The 16,588-nt window shown below is 71.8% G+C and carries 12 protein-coding genes and 1 pseudogene; 9 read left to right on the top strand and 4 right to left on the bottom strand.

Annotated elements, in window-relative coordinates; translation table 11 throughout:
* Window positions 1–5: 5 nt before the first annotated feature.
* The gene (locus tag OP04_RS10635; RefSeq protein WP_033339343.1) at window positions 6–851 is read right to left on the bottom strand and encodes a helix-turn-helix domain-containing protein; all 846 of its coding nucleotides are present in this window, start codon (window positions 849–851) and stop codon (window positions 6–8) included.
* A 136-nt stretch (window positions 852–987) separates the two neighbouring features.
* On the opposite strand from OP04_RS10635, the gene OP04_RS10630 reads away from it, so the two are divergent.
* The 4 genes from OP04_RS10630 (at window position 988) to OP04_RS10615 (ending at window position 4,804) form a co-directional block, all read left to right on the top strand.
* Window positions 988–1,380, top strand: coding sequence for an ester cyclase (locus OP04_RS10630; protein WP_033339342.1), 393 nt, complete (start codon window positions 988–990; stop codon window positions 1,378–1,380).
* Window positions 1,381–1,497: 117 nt separating this feature from the next.
* Entirely contained in the window at window positions 1,498–2,718 is a 1,221-nt protein-coding gene (locus tag OP04_RS10625) for a sensor histidine kinase (protein WP_157239598.1), read from the top strand.
* Window positions 2,709–3,821: a hypothetical protein gene (locus OP04_RS10620; protein ID WP_157239596.1), complete on the top strand. Its 1,113-nt coding sequence runs from the start codon at window positions 2,709–2,711 to the stop codon at window positions 3,819–3,821. The genes OP04_RS10625 and OP04_RS10620 overlap by 10 nt, the downstream gene beginning before the upstream one ends.
* 20 nt (window positions 3,822–3,841) lie before the next feature.
* Window positions 3,842–4,804, top strand: a complete 963-nt coding sequence (locus tag OP04_RS10615) for an HNH endonuclease signature motif containing protein (protein ID WP_051797438.1) — start codon at window positions 3,842–3,844, stop codon at window positions 4,802–4,804.
* 33 nt (window positions 4,805–4,837) lie between these two features.
* Here the strand turns inward: OP04_RS10615 and OP04_RS54580 are convergent, their stop codons facing one another.
* Complete coding sequence (locus tag OP04_RS54580; RefSeq protein ID WP_051797437.1) at window positions 4,838–8,617, bottom strand: ATP-binding protein; 3,780 nt, start codon at window positions 8,615–8,617, stop codon at window positions 4,838–4,840.
* Between the two features lie 62 nt (window positions 8,618–8,679).
* Here OP04_RS54580 and OP04_RS10605 point away from each other — a divergent pair, with 62 nt between their 5' ends.
* On the top strand, window positions 8,680–9,552 hold the full coding sequence (locus OP04_RS10605; RefSeq protein WP_033339341.1) for an alpha/beta fold hydrolase: 873 nt from the start codon (window positions 8,680–8,682) through the stop codon (window positions 9,550–9,552).
* 62 nt (window positions 9,553–9,614) lie between these two features.
* Here the strand turns inward: OP04_RS10605 and OP04_RS10600 are convergent, their stop codons facing one another.
* Window positions 9,615–10,505, bottom strand: coding sequence for a DUF1775 domain-containing protein (locus tag OP04_RS10600; RefSeq protein ID WP_033339340.1), 891 nt, complete (start codon window positions 10,503–10,505; stop codon window positions 9,615–9,617).
* Between the two features lie 168 nt (window positions 10,506–10,673).
* On the opposite strand from OP04_RS10600, the gene OP04_RS10595 reads away from it, so the two are divergent.
* The 4 genes and pseudogenes from OP04_RS10595 (at window position 10,674) to OP04_RS10580 (ending at window position 14,634) form a co-directional block, all read left to right on the top strand.
* Entirely contained in the window at window positions 10,674–11,747 is a 1,074-nt protein-coding gene (locus tag OP04_RS10595; RefSeq protein WP_033339339.1) for a lytic polysaccharide monooxygenase, read from the top strand.
* 274 nt (window positions 11,748–12,021) lie between these two features.
* Window positions 12,022–12,666, top strand: a pseudogene (locus tag OP04_RS10590) (GGDEF domain-containing protein); the annotation flags it as partial.
* Window positions 12,667–12,711: 45 nt separating this feature from the next.
* On the top strand, window positions 12,712–13,872 hold the full coding sequence (locus tag OP04_RS10585) for a L,D-transpeptidase (protein WP_033339338.1): 1,161 nt from the start codon (window positions 12,712–12,714) through the stop codon (window positions 13,870–13,872).
* Window positions 13,873–14,094: 222 nt separating this feature from the next.
* Entirely contained in the window at window positions 14,095–14,634 is a 540-nt protein-coding gene (locus tag OP04_RS10580; protein WP_051797430.1) for a calcium-binding protein, read from the top strand.
* A 44-nt stretch (window positions 14,635–14,678) separates the two neighbouring features.
* Here the strand turns inward: OP04_RS10580 and leuA are convergent, their stop codons facing one another.
* Entirely contained in the window at window positions 14,679–16,412 is a 1,734-nt protein-coding gene (gene leuA / locus OP04_RS10575; protein ID WP_033339337.1) for a 2-isopropylmalate synthase, read from the bottom strand.
* Between the last annotated feature and the right edge of the window lie 176 nt (window positions 16,413–16,588).

Here is a 16,588-nt window from a genome sequence, read left to right as displayed (position 1 = left end):
ACGTGTTAACCGCTGAACCGCTGCAGCCCGATCGTCGCCAGCAGGTCGAGCTGGGCCGCGGCCTCGCTGCCGGGAGCGGCCGTGTAGACGATCAGGCGCAGGTCGCTGTCGCGGACCGTGAGAATGTCGCTGTCCAGGGTGATCGGCCCGATCTCCGGGTGCAGGAAGGTGCGGCTGCACGGGCCGGACTGCGGCGGCAGGCGCTGTTCCCACAGCGTGGTGAAGTCCGCGCTCACCTTCAGCAGGTCGGTGATCAGGCCGCCCAGCGTCCTGTCCTTCGGATAACGGCTCCGTGCTTCGCGCAGATCGGCGACCACCTCCCGCCGGGCCAGGCGTTCCTCCTCCTCGTTACGCACATAGCGGGAAGGCCCGCCGGCGAACAGCGTCCAGGCGAGGTTCTGGTCGCGCAGTGGCAGCGTCGTGGTGTCGCCGGTCAGCGCGTACCCCAGCGCATTGGACGTGATGCACTGCCATGACGCGTCGACGACGGTGACGGGTGTGTCGGTCAGGCGGTCCAGGATCCGTTGCACGCTCGGGCCGATGTGGCGTCTGACGCTCCCGCGGGCCGGTTCGGCCTGGTCCGCGGCGCGGAACAGGTGGGCGCGCTCCTGGTCGGACAGGCGCAGCACGCGGGCGAGCGACAGGAGCACGGCGGACGAGGGGCGTGTCGCGTGGCCCTGTTCGAGGCGGGCGAGGTACTCGACGGACAGGCCGGCCAGCATGGCCACCTCCTGCCGGCGCAGGCCGGGTGTCCTGCGTCGCCCGCCGGCCGGCAGACCGGCTTCGGCGGGTGAGATGCGGTCCCGCCAGAAACGCAGGCTGCAGGCGAGATCGTTGGAGTCCGGGACCACGACTCGTTTCTAACACGGTCCGGCGCGCCTATGGTCTCCCTGCCGGTACCCGGCTGAGCAGGTCTCTTTTGCCCCGCGGCACGCCGCCGCAGGATCGGGAGCGACCGATCGCAAACAGCAGAGGTGGGTACGGAAGATGAGTACGGAAGAGCTGCGCGACTTCTACCTGCGCTACGTCGACCTGGCGAACAAGCGTGACTTCGACCGGATGGACGAGTTCGCGCACGACGAGGTCATCATGAACGGCACGCCGGTCGCCCGGGACGACATGGTGGCGGAGTTCCGCCGGCACACCGACGCGGTGCCGGACCTGCACTGGGAGATTCAGGACCTGGTGGTCGAGGGCGACCACGTGGCCGCCCGCCTGATCGACACGGGCACGCCGGTCCGGGAGTGGAACGGCCTCGCGCCCACCGGCGCCTCCGTCGAGTTCGCCGAGACCGCGTTCTACCGCGTCGAGAACGGCCGATTCAAGGACATGTGGTACATGATGGACGCCGATACGTTGCGCCGTCAGCTGGCCGGTTAGAGGAACGTGACCGATCGTGCCCGACTGTTCTGCCGGGGGATGACGCGGCCGGGCGGGGCGTGGAAAGGTGGATCGCGAACGGGCCGAATCCGATGAAGTAAGGCGCTGACTTTGCCGATGGCATGGCGATCCGAGCGGCTCCAGGCAACCGCCCACGTGACGACCACCGCACCCACGACCGCGTTCATCGAAAGACCGGCCGCCCCGCGCCCGGAGGTCGCGGAGGGACGCCCCGCCGAGCAGGCGTTGCTCAGGCACAGCACTCGCTCCGGCGTGCTCATGCGCGGTTTCGTCGGCTTCGCCGCGACGATCGCCGGCGTGCTGACCGCGCCGGAGGCGAGCGCGCTCGTGGTGAGCGTCCTCGCGGCGAACCTGATCTGGTCCGTCGTCTTCGTGGCGATCGCGCGCGTGCGGGGTCTGATGTGGTGGCTGGCGCTCGGCGACATCGCGATCGTCTCCGCGATGTGCCTGCTCCAGAAGAGCGTGGTGGTCCCGACGGCGCTGCCCGGCGGCGCCAGCTGGATCGGCAGTCTCGTGACGATGACACTGCTGGTCGCGGGCCTGGGGCTGCCGGCGCGCTGGGCCGTCCCCGCGTCGACGGTGCTGATCGTGGCGAATCTGGTGGGCATCCGCCCGGCCGACGACGGCGTGATCACCGCGTTGATCCATGTCATCCAGCTGATCGCGATCACGGTGCTGATGCGGCTGTTGCGGCGGTCCGCCGGGTTCGCCGACGATGCGCTGGCGGCCGTGCTGCGTGATCAGCGCGCCGAGCTGATCGAGCGGGCGCGCCGGGCCGATGATCGTGAGCAGCGCCGCGACCTGCACGACACCGTGCTGTCCACGCTGACCGTGGTCGGGACGGATGGGATCCACGGCCCGTCCGAGCAACTGCGGCGGCGCGCGGCGGCGGACATCGCGGTGCTCGACCGGATCGCCGACCCACAGGCGCCGGCGCCGGACGTACCCTCGCGGGATCTTGATGAACGCATGCGGGAGATCGCGCTCCAGCCGGACATGGATGTGGCGCTCGCGCTGACGCCGGTCGAGGTGCCGGCGCCGGTGGTGGAGGCGATCGCCGGCGCCACGGCCGAGGCGGTCAGCAACGTGCGCCGGCACGCCGGCACCGACCGGGTTCGCATCAGCCTGACCAGCGAAAACGGGGCTGTCCAGGTGGAGATCCGTGATCGGGGCCGCGGCTTCGACCCCCAGAGCACCCCCTTCCATCGGTACGGGGTGCGCGAGGCCATCATCGGCCGGATGCTGACGGTCGGCGGTACCGCGGACATCGACTCCGGCCCCGGCGGCACCACGGTCACGCTGCGGTGGTGGCCGTGATCGAGTCCACCGCGCTCCTGGTCGCGCGCCGTTACGTGCGCGGCATGGCGATCGCCGCGCTGGTCATTCCGGTGTGCTGGCATCTGCTCTACGACGGCACGATGACGCTGCTCGGCTGGTCCGTCTACCGCTGGCCGTGGGTGGTCGCGGCGTGCTGGGCCGCCTACCTCGCGATCGGCGTGGCCGGCGCGTTCAACCTGTTCAACCGCGCCCGCCCCGGCCTGTTCGCGCCCTTGACGGTGGCCTCGCTCGCGCTGGTCACGATCGTGATGGCCGCCTGCCCGCCGGAGGAGATCCTGCGGTCGTTCGACTGGGCGTGGGGCTCGATCGGCTGGCTCGGCGTGATCGTCTTCTGGCGCCGTCCGATCGGCAACCTGGTCGCGTTCCTGCTGGCCAACGGCGTGATCGTGTCGGTCGGCCTGGCCCTGGGCGATCAGCTCGACCGGGTCACGCTGGCCCGGTTCGGCATGGTGCTGATCGGCAGTTGCGCGCTGCAGCTGGGATTCTCGTTCACGGCCAGCGGCGTCCGGCAGATCGCCTCGTCCGCGGCCGAGAGCGCGCTGGCCCAGGCCGAGGTGGCGGATCGTCGCGCCGTGGCGGAGGCGGTCCACCAGGCCCGCGTCGCGCGCTACGTGGACATTCGCGACGACATCCGGCACCTGCTCATCGAGCTGGCCGAGGGCGCCGACCCGGCCGACCCGCTGGTCCAGCAGCGCTGCCGGGCCGGCGCCGCCCGCCTGCGCCGCCTGCTCTCCGAGACCGACGACGTCCCCGACCCACTGCTGCACGGCCTGCGCGCCGGCGCGGACGTCGCCGAGCGCCGCGGCGTCGAGGTCTCCCTGGTCCGCGTCGGCACGCTGCCCGACCTGACCGTGGAGACCTGCCGCGCGCTCTCCGAGGCCCCGATCGAGGCGCTCAGCAACGCCGCCACCTGGGCCCGAGTCACCGTGGTCGGCTCCGGCGAGGAGGTCGTCGTCAGCGTCATCGGCGACATGCCCGACTCCCCCATCGCCCCCCGCTCCGGCGTCGAGATCACCGCCCACACGGAGGGAGAACGCCGCTGGATCGAGGCCCGCTGGTCACTGGTCCCCGCCGCCGCCTGAACGAGATCTACCCTGGGACGGTGGTGGAAGTTCCACGCGCATGGCTGGCGCTCGTCGCCGGTGCGGAGCGCGAACACGGTGCCAACGACGGGTACGACGACGCGCCGGCGACCCGCTACAGCTGGGACGACACGGTGGCGAACCACGCCGAGGTGCGGCCCGGCGACGCGATCGTCGTGTGGGAGGAGCGTGGCCTGCTGGGTGCCTCCGTCATCGAGTCGATCGAGGTCGGCGCGGCCCGGAAGCGGATCCACCGGTGCCCCGAGTGCGGCATGGGAAAGATCCAGATCCGCCGCACCCGCGTGCCGCTCTACAAGTGCTACCGGCGCGACTGCCTGCACGAGTTCGACGTGCCGCGCACTCACGAGAAGGACGTGGTCACCTACCGCAGCAAGCACGACCGGGGATGGGTCGACCTCGCCGGCTGCCTCGACCCGCGGACGCTACGCGGCCTCACCGTGCACCCGAAGTCGCAGAACGCGTTTCGGGAGCTGCGTTGGGACGACTTCCGCGCCGAGATCCAGCAGGCGGAGCTGACCTCGCCGCTCACGGTGCTCGACGCGGTGGCCGCGCAGATGGCCGGCGGGCACCGGCGCGCGGTGGTGCGGGTCCGCGTGGGACAGGCCACGTTCCGTCGGCGGCTGCTGGACCGGTTCGGCCCGGTCTGCGCGTTCACCGGACCGTGCCCGCCGGAGGCGCTCGAGGCCGCGCACCTCTACAGCTACGCGTCGATCGGAACCCACGAGGAGCACGGCGGCCTGCTGTTCCGACGGGACCTGCACCGCCTCTTCGACGTCGGCCACCTGGCCGTCGAACCCGTCACCCACCGGATCGACGTCGCCCGGCCGCTGCTGGCCTACGACGCGTACCGGTCGCTGCACGGGCGCGAACTGTCGATCGTGCTCACCGGCGATCAGGACCGATGGTTCGGCGAGCACTGGGCCGAGCACCGCAGTCAGACACCGCCTCCGCGCGGTGCCTGACGGACCCCGGCGAAGAGGTCGGCCGGCCGGCGCTCAGACCGCGATTGAGCCGAAACTCAGCACGCCGCTGCCGCCGCCGGCCAGCTCGCCCTTTGCCGGGCGGAGGACGTCACGGGCGTGCGCCAGCACGTCGTCCTCACCGAGCTCTGCCGCTGCGCGCGCCACCAGCCACCATCGGGCCTCCAGGAACAGGTCCCGCGGCGACTCCGGGACCGCCCGCAACGCGTCACGCGCCTCGGCCCGCTTTCCGGCCGCGATCAGCCGAGACGGTCGCAACCACGGCTCATACGGCCCGGCGTCGAGCGGCACGTCCCAGCCCGGCGCGTTCGAGGTCAGCGAGGACAGGGACAGGGCCAGCAATCCCTCCTCCATGCCGGGCATCCCACGGCCGGCAAGCCGCGCCGCGGCCGTCCGGTAGGCCGCCTCCGCGGCCTCAGGATCGCCGTGGAGTGCGTGGCGCAGGGCCGCGTACCAGTCGGTGAAGATGCCGACCATGGGAAGTTCGTAGTGGGCGGCCAGCCGGTTCACGTCGGCCGCGTGCCGGTCGGCGGCGTCGGTGTCGCCGCGTGCGCAGGAGGCCTGCAGCAGCACGAGATGGCCCAGCACCTCGTAGGTCACCAGCCGATGCCCCGCGGCCAGCTCCACCAGTTCGGCCCCGATCGCCGCGCGCTCGGCGGCCAGGCCGGTCCGTCCGAAGCAATGCATGAAGCGCGCATTCAACGCGAACGCCAGCAATGACGGCTCCCCGGACGCCCTCGCCAGCCGCTCCGCCTCCCGCGCGGCCGTCTCGCCGCGGTCGTCCGTCCGGCCGCGCAGCTCCAGCGCCATCGTGCTCAACAGCCTGCTTCGCAGGCCTGAAGATCCCGCCAGGGTACGCCCGGATTCTCCCCCGCCCGAGGCGAGCAATTCACGGCCGGCGCGGTCCACATCGGAGGTACCCCACGCGGCCAGCACCCGCTCCGCCGCGGCCACGATGCGGGCGGACAACTCCTCGTCGTCGTTGCGGGGCCAGACCGCCGGAACGTCGAACGAGGTCAGCGCGACCGCGACCGCCTCCGGGTCGCCCATCGCCTCGGCGGCCTCGATCGCGTCCGCCCGATGCCGCCGTGCCTCGTCCAGCCGCCCGATCACGGCCAGCGCCCGCCCCAGCCCCAGCACCGCCGTGAGCCGTTCCCGCTGCCCGGCGGCCGGGCGGTCCTCGGCGTGACGAGCGCCGGTGTGGCGAGCGTCGTCGGCCTGAGCGCCGGCGCGGCGAGCATCGCCGGCCTGAGCACCGGTGTGGCGATCGCTGTCGGCCGGAGCGCGGCTGGCCTGAGCGTCGGCGACACGAGTGCCGGTAGCGCGAGCGCCGCCGGCACGGTCGTGGGCGTCCACCGCGAGCTGCCACATCCGGGCCGCCTCGTGCGGGTTTCCGCGCTGTTCTGCCTGCTCCGCCGCGGTCCGCGCATATCGGGCGGACTTCGACGCGTCGTCCGCGGCGGCCCGCGCGAAGTGGTGGGCCAGCGTCGCGGCGTCGTCCGGCCGCAACCGCTCCAGCGCGGTCCCGGCCGCCGCGTGCCACCGGGCCCGGCGCAGCGCGGACAGATCGCCGTAGACCGTGTCGCGCACCAGGATGTGCGTGAACCGCAGCCGCCCGCCGTCCTCCGCCAGCAGTCCCGCGCCCACGGCCGACTCCAGCGCGTCCAGCAGCGTGTCGTCGTCCAGGCCGGCCAGCGCGGCGAGCACCTCCGGGTCCACGTCGCGCCCGAGCACGGCCGCGCGGTGCAGCAGCGTCTGCGCCGTGGCCGGGAGCCGCGTCACCCGGTGCCGGATCACGTCACGCACGCCGGCCGGCACGCGGGTCAGCGCGTCCGGGCCCTCCGCGGCCAGCACCCGAGCCAGTTCACGGACGAAGAACGGATTCCCGCCGGTACGCCGATGCAGCAGCGCCACCACGTCCGGCGCGAGGTCGAGACCGGCGACCGCGGCGGCCAGGTCCCCGGTCTCGTCCGCGGGGAGCCCGCCAAGGTAGACGCGGGCCGGCTCCGCCCGTGCGAACCGTGCCAGCGCCGCCCTCAGCTCCGGCGTGATCTCCGTGGCCCGGTAGGTCCCGATGATCAGCACCGGCCCGTCGACCGCATCCGGCCCGACGAGCAGCCCGGCCAGCAGATCCAGCGTGCCCTCGTCGGCCCAGTGCAGATCGTCCAGCACGATCAGCGTCGGCGCAGCCCGTGCCACGCTCCCCACCAGCGCGGACGCGGCCCGCCGCAGCCGGAACCGGGTAGCGGCGGGGTCAGCGCCGACGTCCCCGGTCGTCTCGGGGTGCGCAGCGGCGGAGTCGCCGGCCATGCGGCCCACGGCCGGTGGCAGCCGCAAGCGGGTGGCAGCGGGATCGGTGTCAGTGCGTCCGGCGGTCTCGGGGTGCCCGGCCACGGCGGAGTGCCCGGTGCCCGCCACGGAGTGTCCGCTCGGCGCTGTGGAAAGGTCGCGGTCCGTGGCGGGCAGGGCGTCAGGGGGCGCGGTCGGGAAGGCGCTGGCGGGAAGGCCGCGAGTCGCGGCGGAGAGTGCGTCGGTGATCTGGAGCCAGGGCCAGGCGACGGGAGCGCCCTCGTATTCGGGGCAGCGACCCCAGACGGTGGTCCAGCCGGAACCCGCGAGCGTCCCGGCCAGCGCTTCGGCCAGCGCGGTCTTACCCGCACCGGCATCGCCGGAGATCAGCGCCAGCACGGGCCGCCCACGCGAGACCGCCACCTGGGCAGCCACGACGAGCCGCCGACGCTCCTCAGCCCGACCGACGAAGTCCCCACCGACGAAGTCCCCACCGACGAAGTCCCCACCGACGAAGTCCCCACCGACGAAATCCCGACCGACGAAGTCCCGACCGGCAGGATCCGGGCCGTCGACATCCCGGCCGGCCGTATCGCGGCCCGCACGATCCCGGCGGGCAGGTTCCCGGCCCGGGAAATCGCGGCCGGCAGACTCCCTGCCGGCGGGATCGCGGTCGGCGAGGGGTTCGGGGGCCGCCGATGGGGGCCGTCCCGGCCGTGAATTGCTCGCCGAGGCCGGGGGAGAGTTCGGGCGTACCGTGGCGGGAATTTGATCTTGGGGTTTGTGCAGGTGAGGGGCCTGGGAGAGGATGTCGGACTCCAGCGCGCGCAGGCGAGGGCCGGGATCGATGCCGAGTTCGGAAACGAGGAGCGCGCGGGCACGACGGAGCGCGGCGAGCGCGTCGCCCTGTCGGCCGGCGCGGTAGAGGGTGGTGGCCAGCAGGTGCCAGGCCTCCTCGCGGAGCGGGTGGTCGGCGACGTGCGCCTGGAGCGACGGGGCGGCCTCGGCGGCGCGGCCGAGGTCCAGGAGGGCCTGGGCGCGGCGTTCGACGGCGAGCGCGCGCAGCTCGTTCAGCCGGTCGATCTCGGCGCGGGCCCAGCCCTCCTCGGCGAACTCCGCGTAGGCGGGACCGCGCCACAGCGCCAGCGCGTCGTCCAGACGGGCCAGGGTCGGCGAGGGGTGCAGCACCGCGTCCGTGAAGTGGCGGGCGTCCAGGTCGCGGGCGTGCAGCGCGTAGCCGGGCGGCGCGGTGACCAGCAGCTCCGAGGGGCGGCGCGGCGGACGGCCGGGCTCGAGCGCGCGGCGCAGGTCGGCCACGAACGTGCGGATCGCCGCGATCGCGCGGTCCGGCGGATCGTCCGGCCAGAGGTCGTCGACGAGCGTGCCGACCGGGACGACGTGCCCGTTCGCCACCAGCAGCCGGGCCAGGACCGCGCGCTGACGGTTCCCGCGCAGCGGGACGGGACCGGCCGTGAGCGGGCCGAGCACGCCGAACGAGACCGTCACGGCACCAATCTACTTTTCCGTCGCTGATCCGCCGCTCATCCGGGTCACGCAGAGTCGGGGTCATGAAGATCAGCGGATTCGAGTACCGGCAGATCCCGGTGGCGGACGGCGTGCGGCTCTCCGTGGCGGTCGCGGGCGCGGGCAGCCCGATCGTGCTGCTGCACGGCTTCCCGCAGACGCACCTGATGTGGCGGCACGTGGCCGCCGACCTGGCCGCGGACCACACGGTGATCGTCCCGGACCTGCGCGGGTACGGTGACAGCGACAAGCCCGCCGAGGACGGCCCGGAGACCTACGCGAAGCGGACCATGGCCGCGGACGTGGTGGCGGTCGCGGCCGCGCTGGGACACGACCGGTTCGCGCTGGCCGGGCACGATCGGGGCGCGCTGGTGGCGATCCGGGCCGGCCTCGACCACCCGGGTACGGTCACGCACCTGGCCTCGCTGGACGTGCTGCCGACGCTGGACTCGTGGAACGTGCTGCGCGGCGTCTCGGCCTCGGTCGGCTTCCACCTGTTCCTGATGGCGCAGCCGCCGGGCCTGCCGGAGAAGATGATCGCGGCGACCGCGGACGACTTCTTCGGCTACTTCCTGGACGCCTGGACCAATGATCCGGAGGCGATCCCGGCGCCGGTGCGGGCGGAGTATCTGCGGGCGAGCCGGGCGGCGGTGCCGTCGATCGTGGCGGACTACCGCGCCTCGGCCGGCGTCGACATCGTGCATGACGAGGCGGATTTCGCGGCCGGTCGTCGGCTGCCGATGCCGGTGACGGTGATGCAGCAGGACTGGGGTGCGGCGCTGGGGTTCGACGCGGCGGCGCTGTGGGAGCGGTGGGCGGCGGACCTGCGGCATCGCACGGTGTCGTGCGGGCATTTCATGGCGGAGGAGGCGCCCGCGGTGGTGGTGAAGGAGCTGCGTGACCTGCTGACCAGGTAAAAAGCGAGTGGCCGCCCTCCGCCCCGATGCGGAGAGCGGCCACTACGGCCCTGTCGAACCGATCAGGACGTCGTGCCGGCGGCGGCCCGGACCTTCTTGGGCGCGTCGCCGGATTCGGTGGATTCGGATTCGGACTCGGCGTCGTCGGCCGGGAGGTCGCCCCGGTAGCGCCAGACCGAGTCGTCGGTCTTTTCCGGCTTGGGGGAGACCACGTCCGCGGCAACCGGGGCCTCCGGCTTCCGACGCGACGCGAGCAGCCACGCGATCGCGCCGCCGCCGACCAGCCCGGCCACCAGCCCGCCGATCCCGATCCACAGCCCGGCCCCGGCGCTGTCGTCCGTCACGTTCGCGACCGGCTGCGTGTCCGTCGTGGTGGCGCCGCCGTGGTGGCCGCCGTTCTGGTCGCTGATCGTGTCCGGGATGAGCCGGAGCACGGCCGCCGCGTGCGGGGCCGACGCGCCCGGCGCCGGGACCACGTCGTTGACCACGGCGCTGCCGTCGTCGTACTTCTCGGTGATCGTGAAGACCACCTGCTCCGCGACCGGTAGCGGCCCGAGCGTGACCAGCAGGTCCGCCTTGCCGCCCGGCTTGACGCCCTTGCCCGGCATCGCGTACCAGGTGATGTCCGTCACGGCCTCGGTGACCTTGCTGCTGTGCACGCCCTGCAGCGGCTGGTCCAGCGTCTTCCAGTTGATCCGGGGTGCCCAGTCGTCGACCGACAGCGGGTACGTCTCCGCGATCGGCATCGAGTCCGGCATGGTCAGGACGACCTCGGTGAGTGTGGCCCCCGGGCTGCCGTTCGTGACCGTGAAGGTCAGCCGGGGAGCGCCGCCCTGGACGCTCACGTCCGGGTCGACCGTCACGTCCGCGGAAGCGGGCGTGGGGAGAGCGAGCGCGCCCGCCGCGAAGGCGAGGGCCGCACCTGCCAGGGACTTGCCGAGCCAGCACCTCATGAGTGGTAGTTCGGATGGCGACCCCTGTTTGGTTCAATGAGCCGCCAAGATTGATGGTTGGCGATGTCAGGGCCTAGACTGGGGTCCGGTGCCGCGGGGGCTGACGCGACACCGAGCCGGAGCTGCGCTTCCTCACTTCTCGTCATGAACACCGTGAGAGGAAGCATCGTGAATCTTCGACGCAGGGTGGGCGCATATCTCGCCGCCTCCATGCTGGCCGTCGGGCTGGCAGTCGTCATCAATCCCTCCGGCGCCGAGGCGCACGGGGCGATGATGACCCCCGGCGCGCGGACCTATCTGTGCTGGCAGGACGGGCTCGACTCGACCGGCCAGATCATCCCGCAGAATTCCGCCTGCAAGGCCGCCACCAACATCAGCGGTACGAACGTGCTCTACAACTGGTTCTCCGTGCTGCGTTCCGACGGGGCCGGCCGGATGGAGGGGTTCATCCCGGACGGCCAGCTCTGTTCCGGCGGCAACACGAACTTCACCGGTTTCAACGTGGCCGGCGACTGGCCGCTGACGCACCTGACCTCCGGCGCGCCGTGGAACTGGAAGTACAGCAACTGGGCCGCGCACCCGGGCACGTTCAGCCTCTACATCACGAACGACGGCTGGAACCCGAATGTGCCGCTGACCTGGGGTGCGCTGGCCGACACGCCGTTCCTTCAGGTGACGAACCCGCCGCAGAACGGCGCGGTCGGCACGAATGACGGCCACTACTACTGGTCCGGCAACCTGCCGTCCGGCAAGAGCGGGCGCCACATCATCTACTCGGTGTGGGCGCGTTCGGACAGTCAGGAGACGTTCTACGGCTGCTCCGACGTGACGTTCGACGGCGGCAACGGTGAGGTGACCGGCATGAAGGGCGGCACCACCACGCCGTCGCCCACGCCGACGACGCCCGGACCGACTACCCCGACACCCACCGCCACCACTCACCCCGGCGGCGGCTGCATGGCGACGTACAGCGTGGTCAGCGCCTGGAACGGCGGCATGCAGGGCCAGGTGGAGATCATGAATCACAACACCGCGACGTCCGGTGGCTGGACCGCGACGCTGACGCTGCCGAGCACGTACACGATCAGCAGCGTCTGGAACGGCACACTGAGCGGCAGCGGCACATCGGTCCAGGTCAAGAACGTGAACTGGAACGGCGCGATAGCCCCGGAGGGCAGCACCACGTTCGGCTTCATCGCGAACGGCACCGGGCTGCCACAGGTGTCCTGCACGTTGAGTTGATCGCGGAGAGACGGGGCTCGCCTACATAAAGTGAGCCCCGTCTCGACTCCGAGCGATCGTTCAGGTTTTGTGAGTACCGTGGTCAGTCCACTACTCCCTGGATGTAGATCACGTGAACGGACAACCGACTGCCGAGAGCCTGCTGCGGCACACGATCGCGATGACGGCCTCGGACGACTACGACGATTTGCTGGACGCCGCCCTGCACGCGATCGCGGACGTCTCCGGCGCCCGCACCGCGCTGGCCCTCACGCCGGGCCGGCGCGGCACCCGTGTGCGCACGGTCGGCGCGCCGCTGGCCGGCAGCACCGACGTCATCGGCGACGAGCGGCACCGGCTCGCGGTCGGCCGGCACACGCTGGTGGTCGTGGGCGATGCCGAGCTGCCGGACCGGACGAAGTCGCTGCTCGGCCTGGTCGCCACGCAGGCCTCCGCGTGCCTGGGCCGGCTCGAGACGCTGGACCGGCTGCGTGAGGAGGCCGGCTCCGACCCGCTGACCGGCCTGCGGCACAGCGGTCCGTTCGGCGAGCGCCTGGCCGAGGCGACGCCGGGACACACCGCACTGCTCGCGATCGACGTGGACAACTTCAAGAGCATCAACGATGGGTACGGCCACCAGGCCGGCGACGCCGTGCTGATCGAGCTGGCCGGCGCGCTCAAGGCGGCGCTGCGCCACGCGGACGAGCTCTACCGCGTCGGCGGCGACGAGTTCGTCGCCGTGCTGGAGGTGCAGTCGCCGGAGGAGGCGGCCGGCATCGGCGAGCGTCTCGTCGAGGCCGCGCGCCTGGTCGGGCGCACGGTCAGCGTGGGCGTGGCGATCACCCGCGCGGACGAGGAGCCGGCCTCGACACTGCACCGGGCGGACACCGCGCTCTACTCCGCGAAGCGCTCCGGACGTGACGCGGTGGCCACCACCTGAGCCGATCGGGTGGCAGGAACCGGACATCGGTCGCAGGATGGGTGAATGCGACTGAGCACCCGAGCACTGAGCCTGGCCCTCGTCCCGGCGCTTGCCTTCGGGCTCGCGGCCTGTGGCGCCGACTCCTCTGACGGGGGTGCGCCGGAGCCGAGTACCCCCGCGGCCGCGCCGCTGGCGGTCACGCCGGCGGACAAGCAGGCGGGCGTGCCCGTCTCCGCGGAGATCGGCGCGGACGAGAAGCTGACCCAGGTCGCGATGACCGACGGCCAGGGCGCCGCGGTCGAGGGCGCGCTGCGCGCGGACGGCAGCAGCTGGGTCCCGGCCGACCCGCTGAGCTACGACACGACGTACACGGTGAACGCGACCGCGGGCGAGCGCACCGCCACCACCACGTTCACCACCATGTCCCGCCCGGAGAACCGGATGGACGCGCAGCTGTTCATGGCGGAGGGAAAGACCTACGGCCAGGCTATGCCGATCGTGGTGGAGTTCGGCCAGGGCGGCGTGGCCGAGGCGGACCGGGCCGCGGTGGAGCGCCGGCTTTTCGTGGAGAGCGAGCCGCCGCAGCCCGGCGTCTGGCACTGGGACAGCGCGATCCAGGTCGAGTACCGGCCGGAGCAGTACTGGCAGCCGGGCACGAGGCTGACGATCCGGCTCGGCCTCGGCGGGCTGCCGGTCGGCCAGGACCGCTACGGCAAGGTCGACGTGGACATCACCGCCTCGATCGACACGAAGCGCCGGGAGATCGCGGTCGACAACGCGAGCAAGAAGCTGATCGCGACGGAGGACGGCAAGGAGGTCAAGTCGCTGCCGGTGAGCCTGGGCAAGACGGACGCGCCGTCGTTCTCCGGCACCATGGTGATCATCGAGCGGCTGGACAAGACCACGTTCGACTCCTCCACGTACGGCGTGCCGGCCTCGTCCGCGGACGGCTACCGCACGGACGTGCAGTTCGCGGAGCGGCTGACCTGGAGCGGCCAGTTCATCCACGCGGCGCCGTGGTCCGACGGCGACCAGGGCAGGAACAACGTCTCGCACGGCTGTGTGAACGTCTCCACGGACGGCGGGAAGTGGGTCTTCGAGTGGGCGCGCGTCGGCGATCCCGTGGTGATCAAGGGGACGGAGCAGCGGCTGCCGACCGGCGACGGCTGGACCGCGTGGAACCTCTCCTGGGACGACTTCAAGGCGGGGAGCGCGCTGAAGTAGGCACGATTCGGGGAGTGGCACGAATTGGGGATAAGCGGTTCGGCGGACGAGTTTAGTTTCTCCTCCGGATGGCGAGCACCGCGTGCGAGCTGGACGAACAGCGGGTCCGTTCCACAGGGGACGCGGCCCGAACGGGGGATGGGGGTCCACACAGGTGGGACCTAGGTTCGGCGATACGCCTACTCAACTCTGAGTGGCCCCTCATTCATTTCGGGACCGGACATGAGATTTGCGCTCCCATGGTGCCTCGTCCTCGCCACGACGACGATCGCGGTCACCGGTGCTCCCGCGCGGGCAGCGGCACCGGGCACCGCGACCTCTGCCGGCGGCGTCGTCACGTTCGCCGCCGTGGCCGGCCAGGCCAACCAGATCACCGTCCGCATCGCGGGGACGGCCCTGGTCCTCGACGACATCCATCCGATCACGGCCGGTGCCGGCTGCCTCGCGGTCGCCGGCGACGGCACCACGGTCCGGTGCGCCGGCGCCACGAAACTCACGCTCGACCTGGGCGACGGCAACGACCTGTTCAGCTCCACGCTGGCCGCGGGCGTCGTGGTGCACGGCGGGCCGGGCAACGACCGGCTGACCGGCGGCGACGGCCCGGACTCGCTCTACGGCGACGCGGGCGACGACTACCTGGACGGCCGCGCCGGTGACGACTGGCTCTACGGCGGTGACGGCGACGACGAGCTGCACGGCGGACTCGGCGCGGACGAGCTGGACGGCGGGCCGGGCCGCAACATCCTCGACGGCGGAAACTGACGGAAGGCCCGGGGCGTGCTGCCCCGGGCCTTCCGTCACGGACGTCAGCGCGCGCGGTTGACCGCGCTGGTCACGGCCTGGATCGAGGCGGTGACGATGTTCGCGTCCAGGCCGACGCCCCAGTACACGACGTCGTTGATCTCGCACTCGACATAGGCGGCGGCCTGCGCGTTCTCACCCGCGGTCAGCGCGTGCTCCGCGTAGTCCAGCACCCGGACCCGGACGCCCAGGGCCTGCAGCGCCTGCACGTACGCGTCGATCGGGCCGTTGCCGACCGCGGCCAGCGGACGCCGGTTGCTCTGGTAGTGGACCTCGGCCTCGATCTCCACCTTGCCGTCGACGCTGCCGGTGGAGTAGCGCTCCAGCACCAGACGCGGCGTCACCTGGTGCTCGACCAGGTAGGACTGCGCGAAGATCTCGAACATGCGCTGCGGGTCGACCTCGCCGCCCTCGCCGTCCGTGACGGACTGCACCACGCCGGAGAACTCGATCTGCAGCCGCCGCGGCAGGTCGAACTTGTGCTCCTCCTTCATGATGTACGCGACGCCGCCCTTGCCGGACTGCGAGTTGACCCGGATGACCGCCTCGTAGGAGCGGCCCACGTCCTTCGGGTCGATCGGCAGGTAGGGGACAGCCCACTCAAAGTTGTCGATCTCCACGCCCGCGCCGGAAGCGTCCGCCGCCAGCGCGTCGAAGCCCTTCTTGATCGCGTCCTGGTGCGAGCCGGAGAACGCGGTGTAGACCAGGTCGCCCGCGTACGGGTGCCGCTCGTGCACCGGCAGCTGGTTGCAGTACTCCACGGTCCGCTTGATCTCGTCGATCTGCGAGAAGTCGATCTGCGGGTCGATGCCCTGGGAGAACAGGTTCAGCCCCAGCGTGACCAGGTCGACGTTGCCGGTCCGCTCGCCGTTGCCGAACAGGCAGCCCTCGATCCGGTCCGCGCCGGCCAGCAGGCCCAGCTCCGCGGCCGCGACCGCGGTGCCGCGGTCGTTGTGCGGGTGCAGCGACAGCACGATCGACTCACGTCGCGGCAGGTGGCGGTGCATCCACTCGATCGAGTCGGCGTACACGTTCGGCGTGGCCATCTCGACCGTGGCCGGCAGGTTGATGATCAGCTTGCGGTCCGGCGTCGGGTCGATCACGTCGATCACGGCGGAGCAGATCTCCAGCGCGTACTCCATCTCGGTGCCCGTGTAGGACTCCGGCGAGTACTCGTAGTAGATCTCGGTGTCCGGCGTGTGGATCTCCGCGTACTTCTGGCAGAGCCGCGCGCCGCTGGTCGCGATGTCGGTGATGCCGTCCTTGTCCAGGCCGAACACCACGCGACGCTGCAGCGTGGACGTCGAGTTGTAGAAGTGCACGATCGCCCGCTTGGCGCCGCGCAGCGACTCGAACGTGCGCTCGATCAGGTGCTCCCGGCACTGGGTCAGCACCTGGATGGTCACGTCGTCCGGGATCAGGTCCTGCTCGATCAGTTGCCGGACGAAGTCGAAGTCGGTCTGCGACGCGGCCGGGAAGCCGACCTCGATCTCCTTGTAGCCCATCTGCACCAGCAGCTGGAACATCCGGCGCTTGCGCTCCGGCGACATCGGGTCGATCAGCGCCTGGTTGCCGTCCCGCAGGTCCACCGCGGACCAGCGTGGCGCGGTCTCGACCCGCCGGGACGGCCACTGCCGGTTCTCCAGCGTGATCGGTACCTGCTCGTGGAACGGCTTGTAGCGGCCGAACGGCATGGTGCTGGGCTGCTGCGTGGCGATGGGGTCGCTGTGCGTGCTCATGGTTGTCTTCAAGCTCCCGTCAGAGGCTTCGCGCGAAGTCAGATCTAGGTGGGCGGCGGCATCTGCGTGCCGGGGCCGACGGGCGGGCGCTCGGTGTTCGTGGCGCGCGCTAGATCACCGCGACGAGGTGCCGGCCTGGGATGGGGCCTCGTCGCGGCGGCGAAGGAGGAGACCCT

It is taken from the genome of Catenuloplanes japonicus, from assembly GCF_000717135.1.
GTDB lineage: Bacteria > Actinomycetota > Actinomycetes > Mycobacteriales > Micromonosporaceae > Catenuloplanes > Catenuloplanes japonicus.
This window is presented reverse-complemented; position numbering and strand designations above follow the sequence as displayed.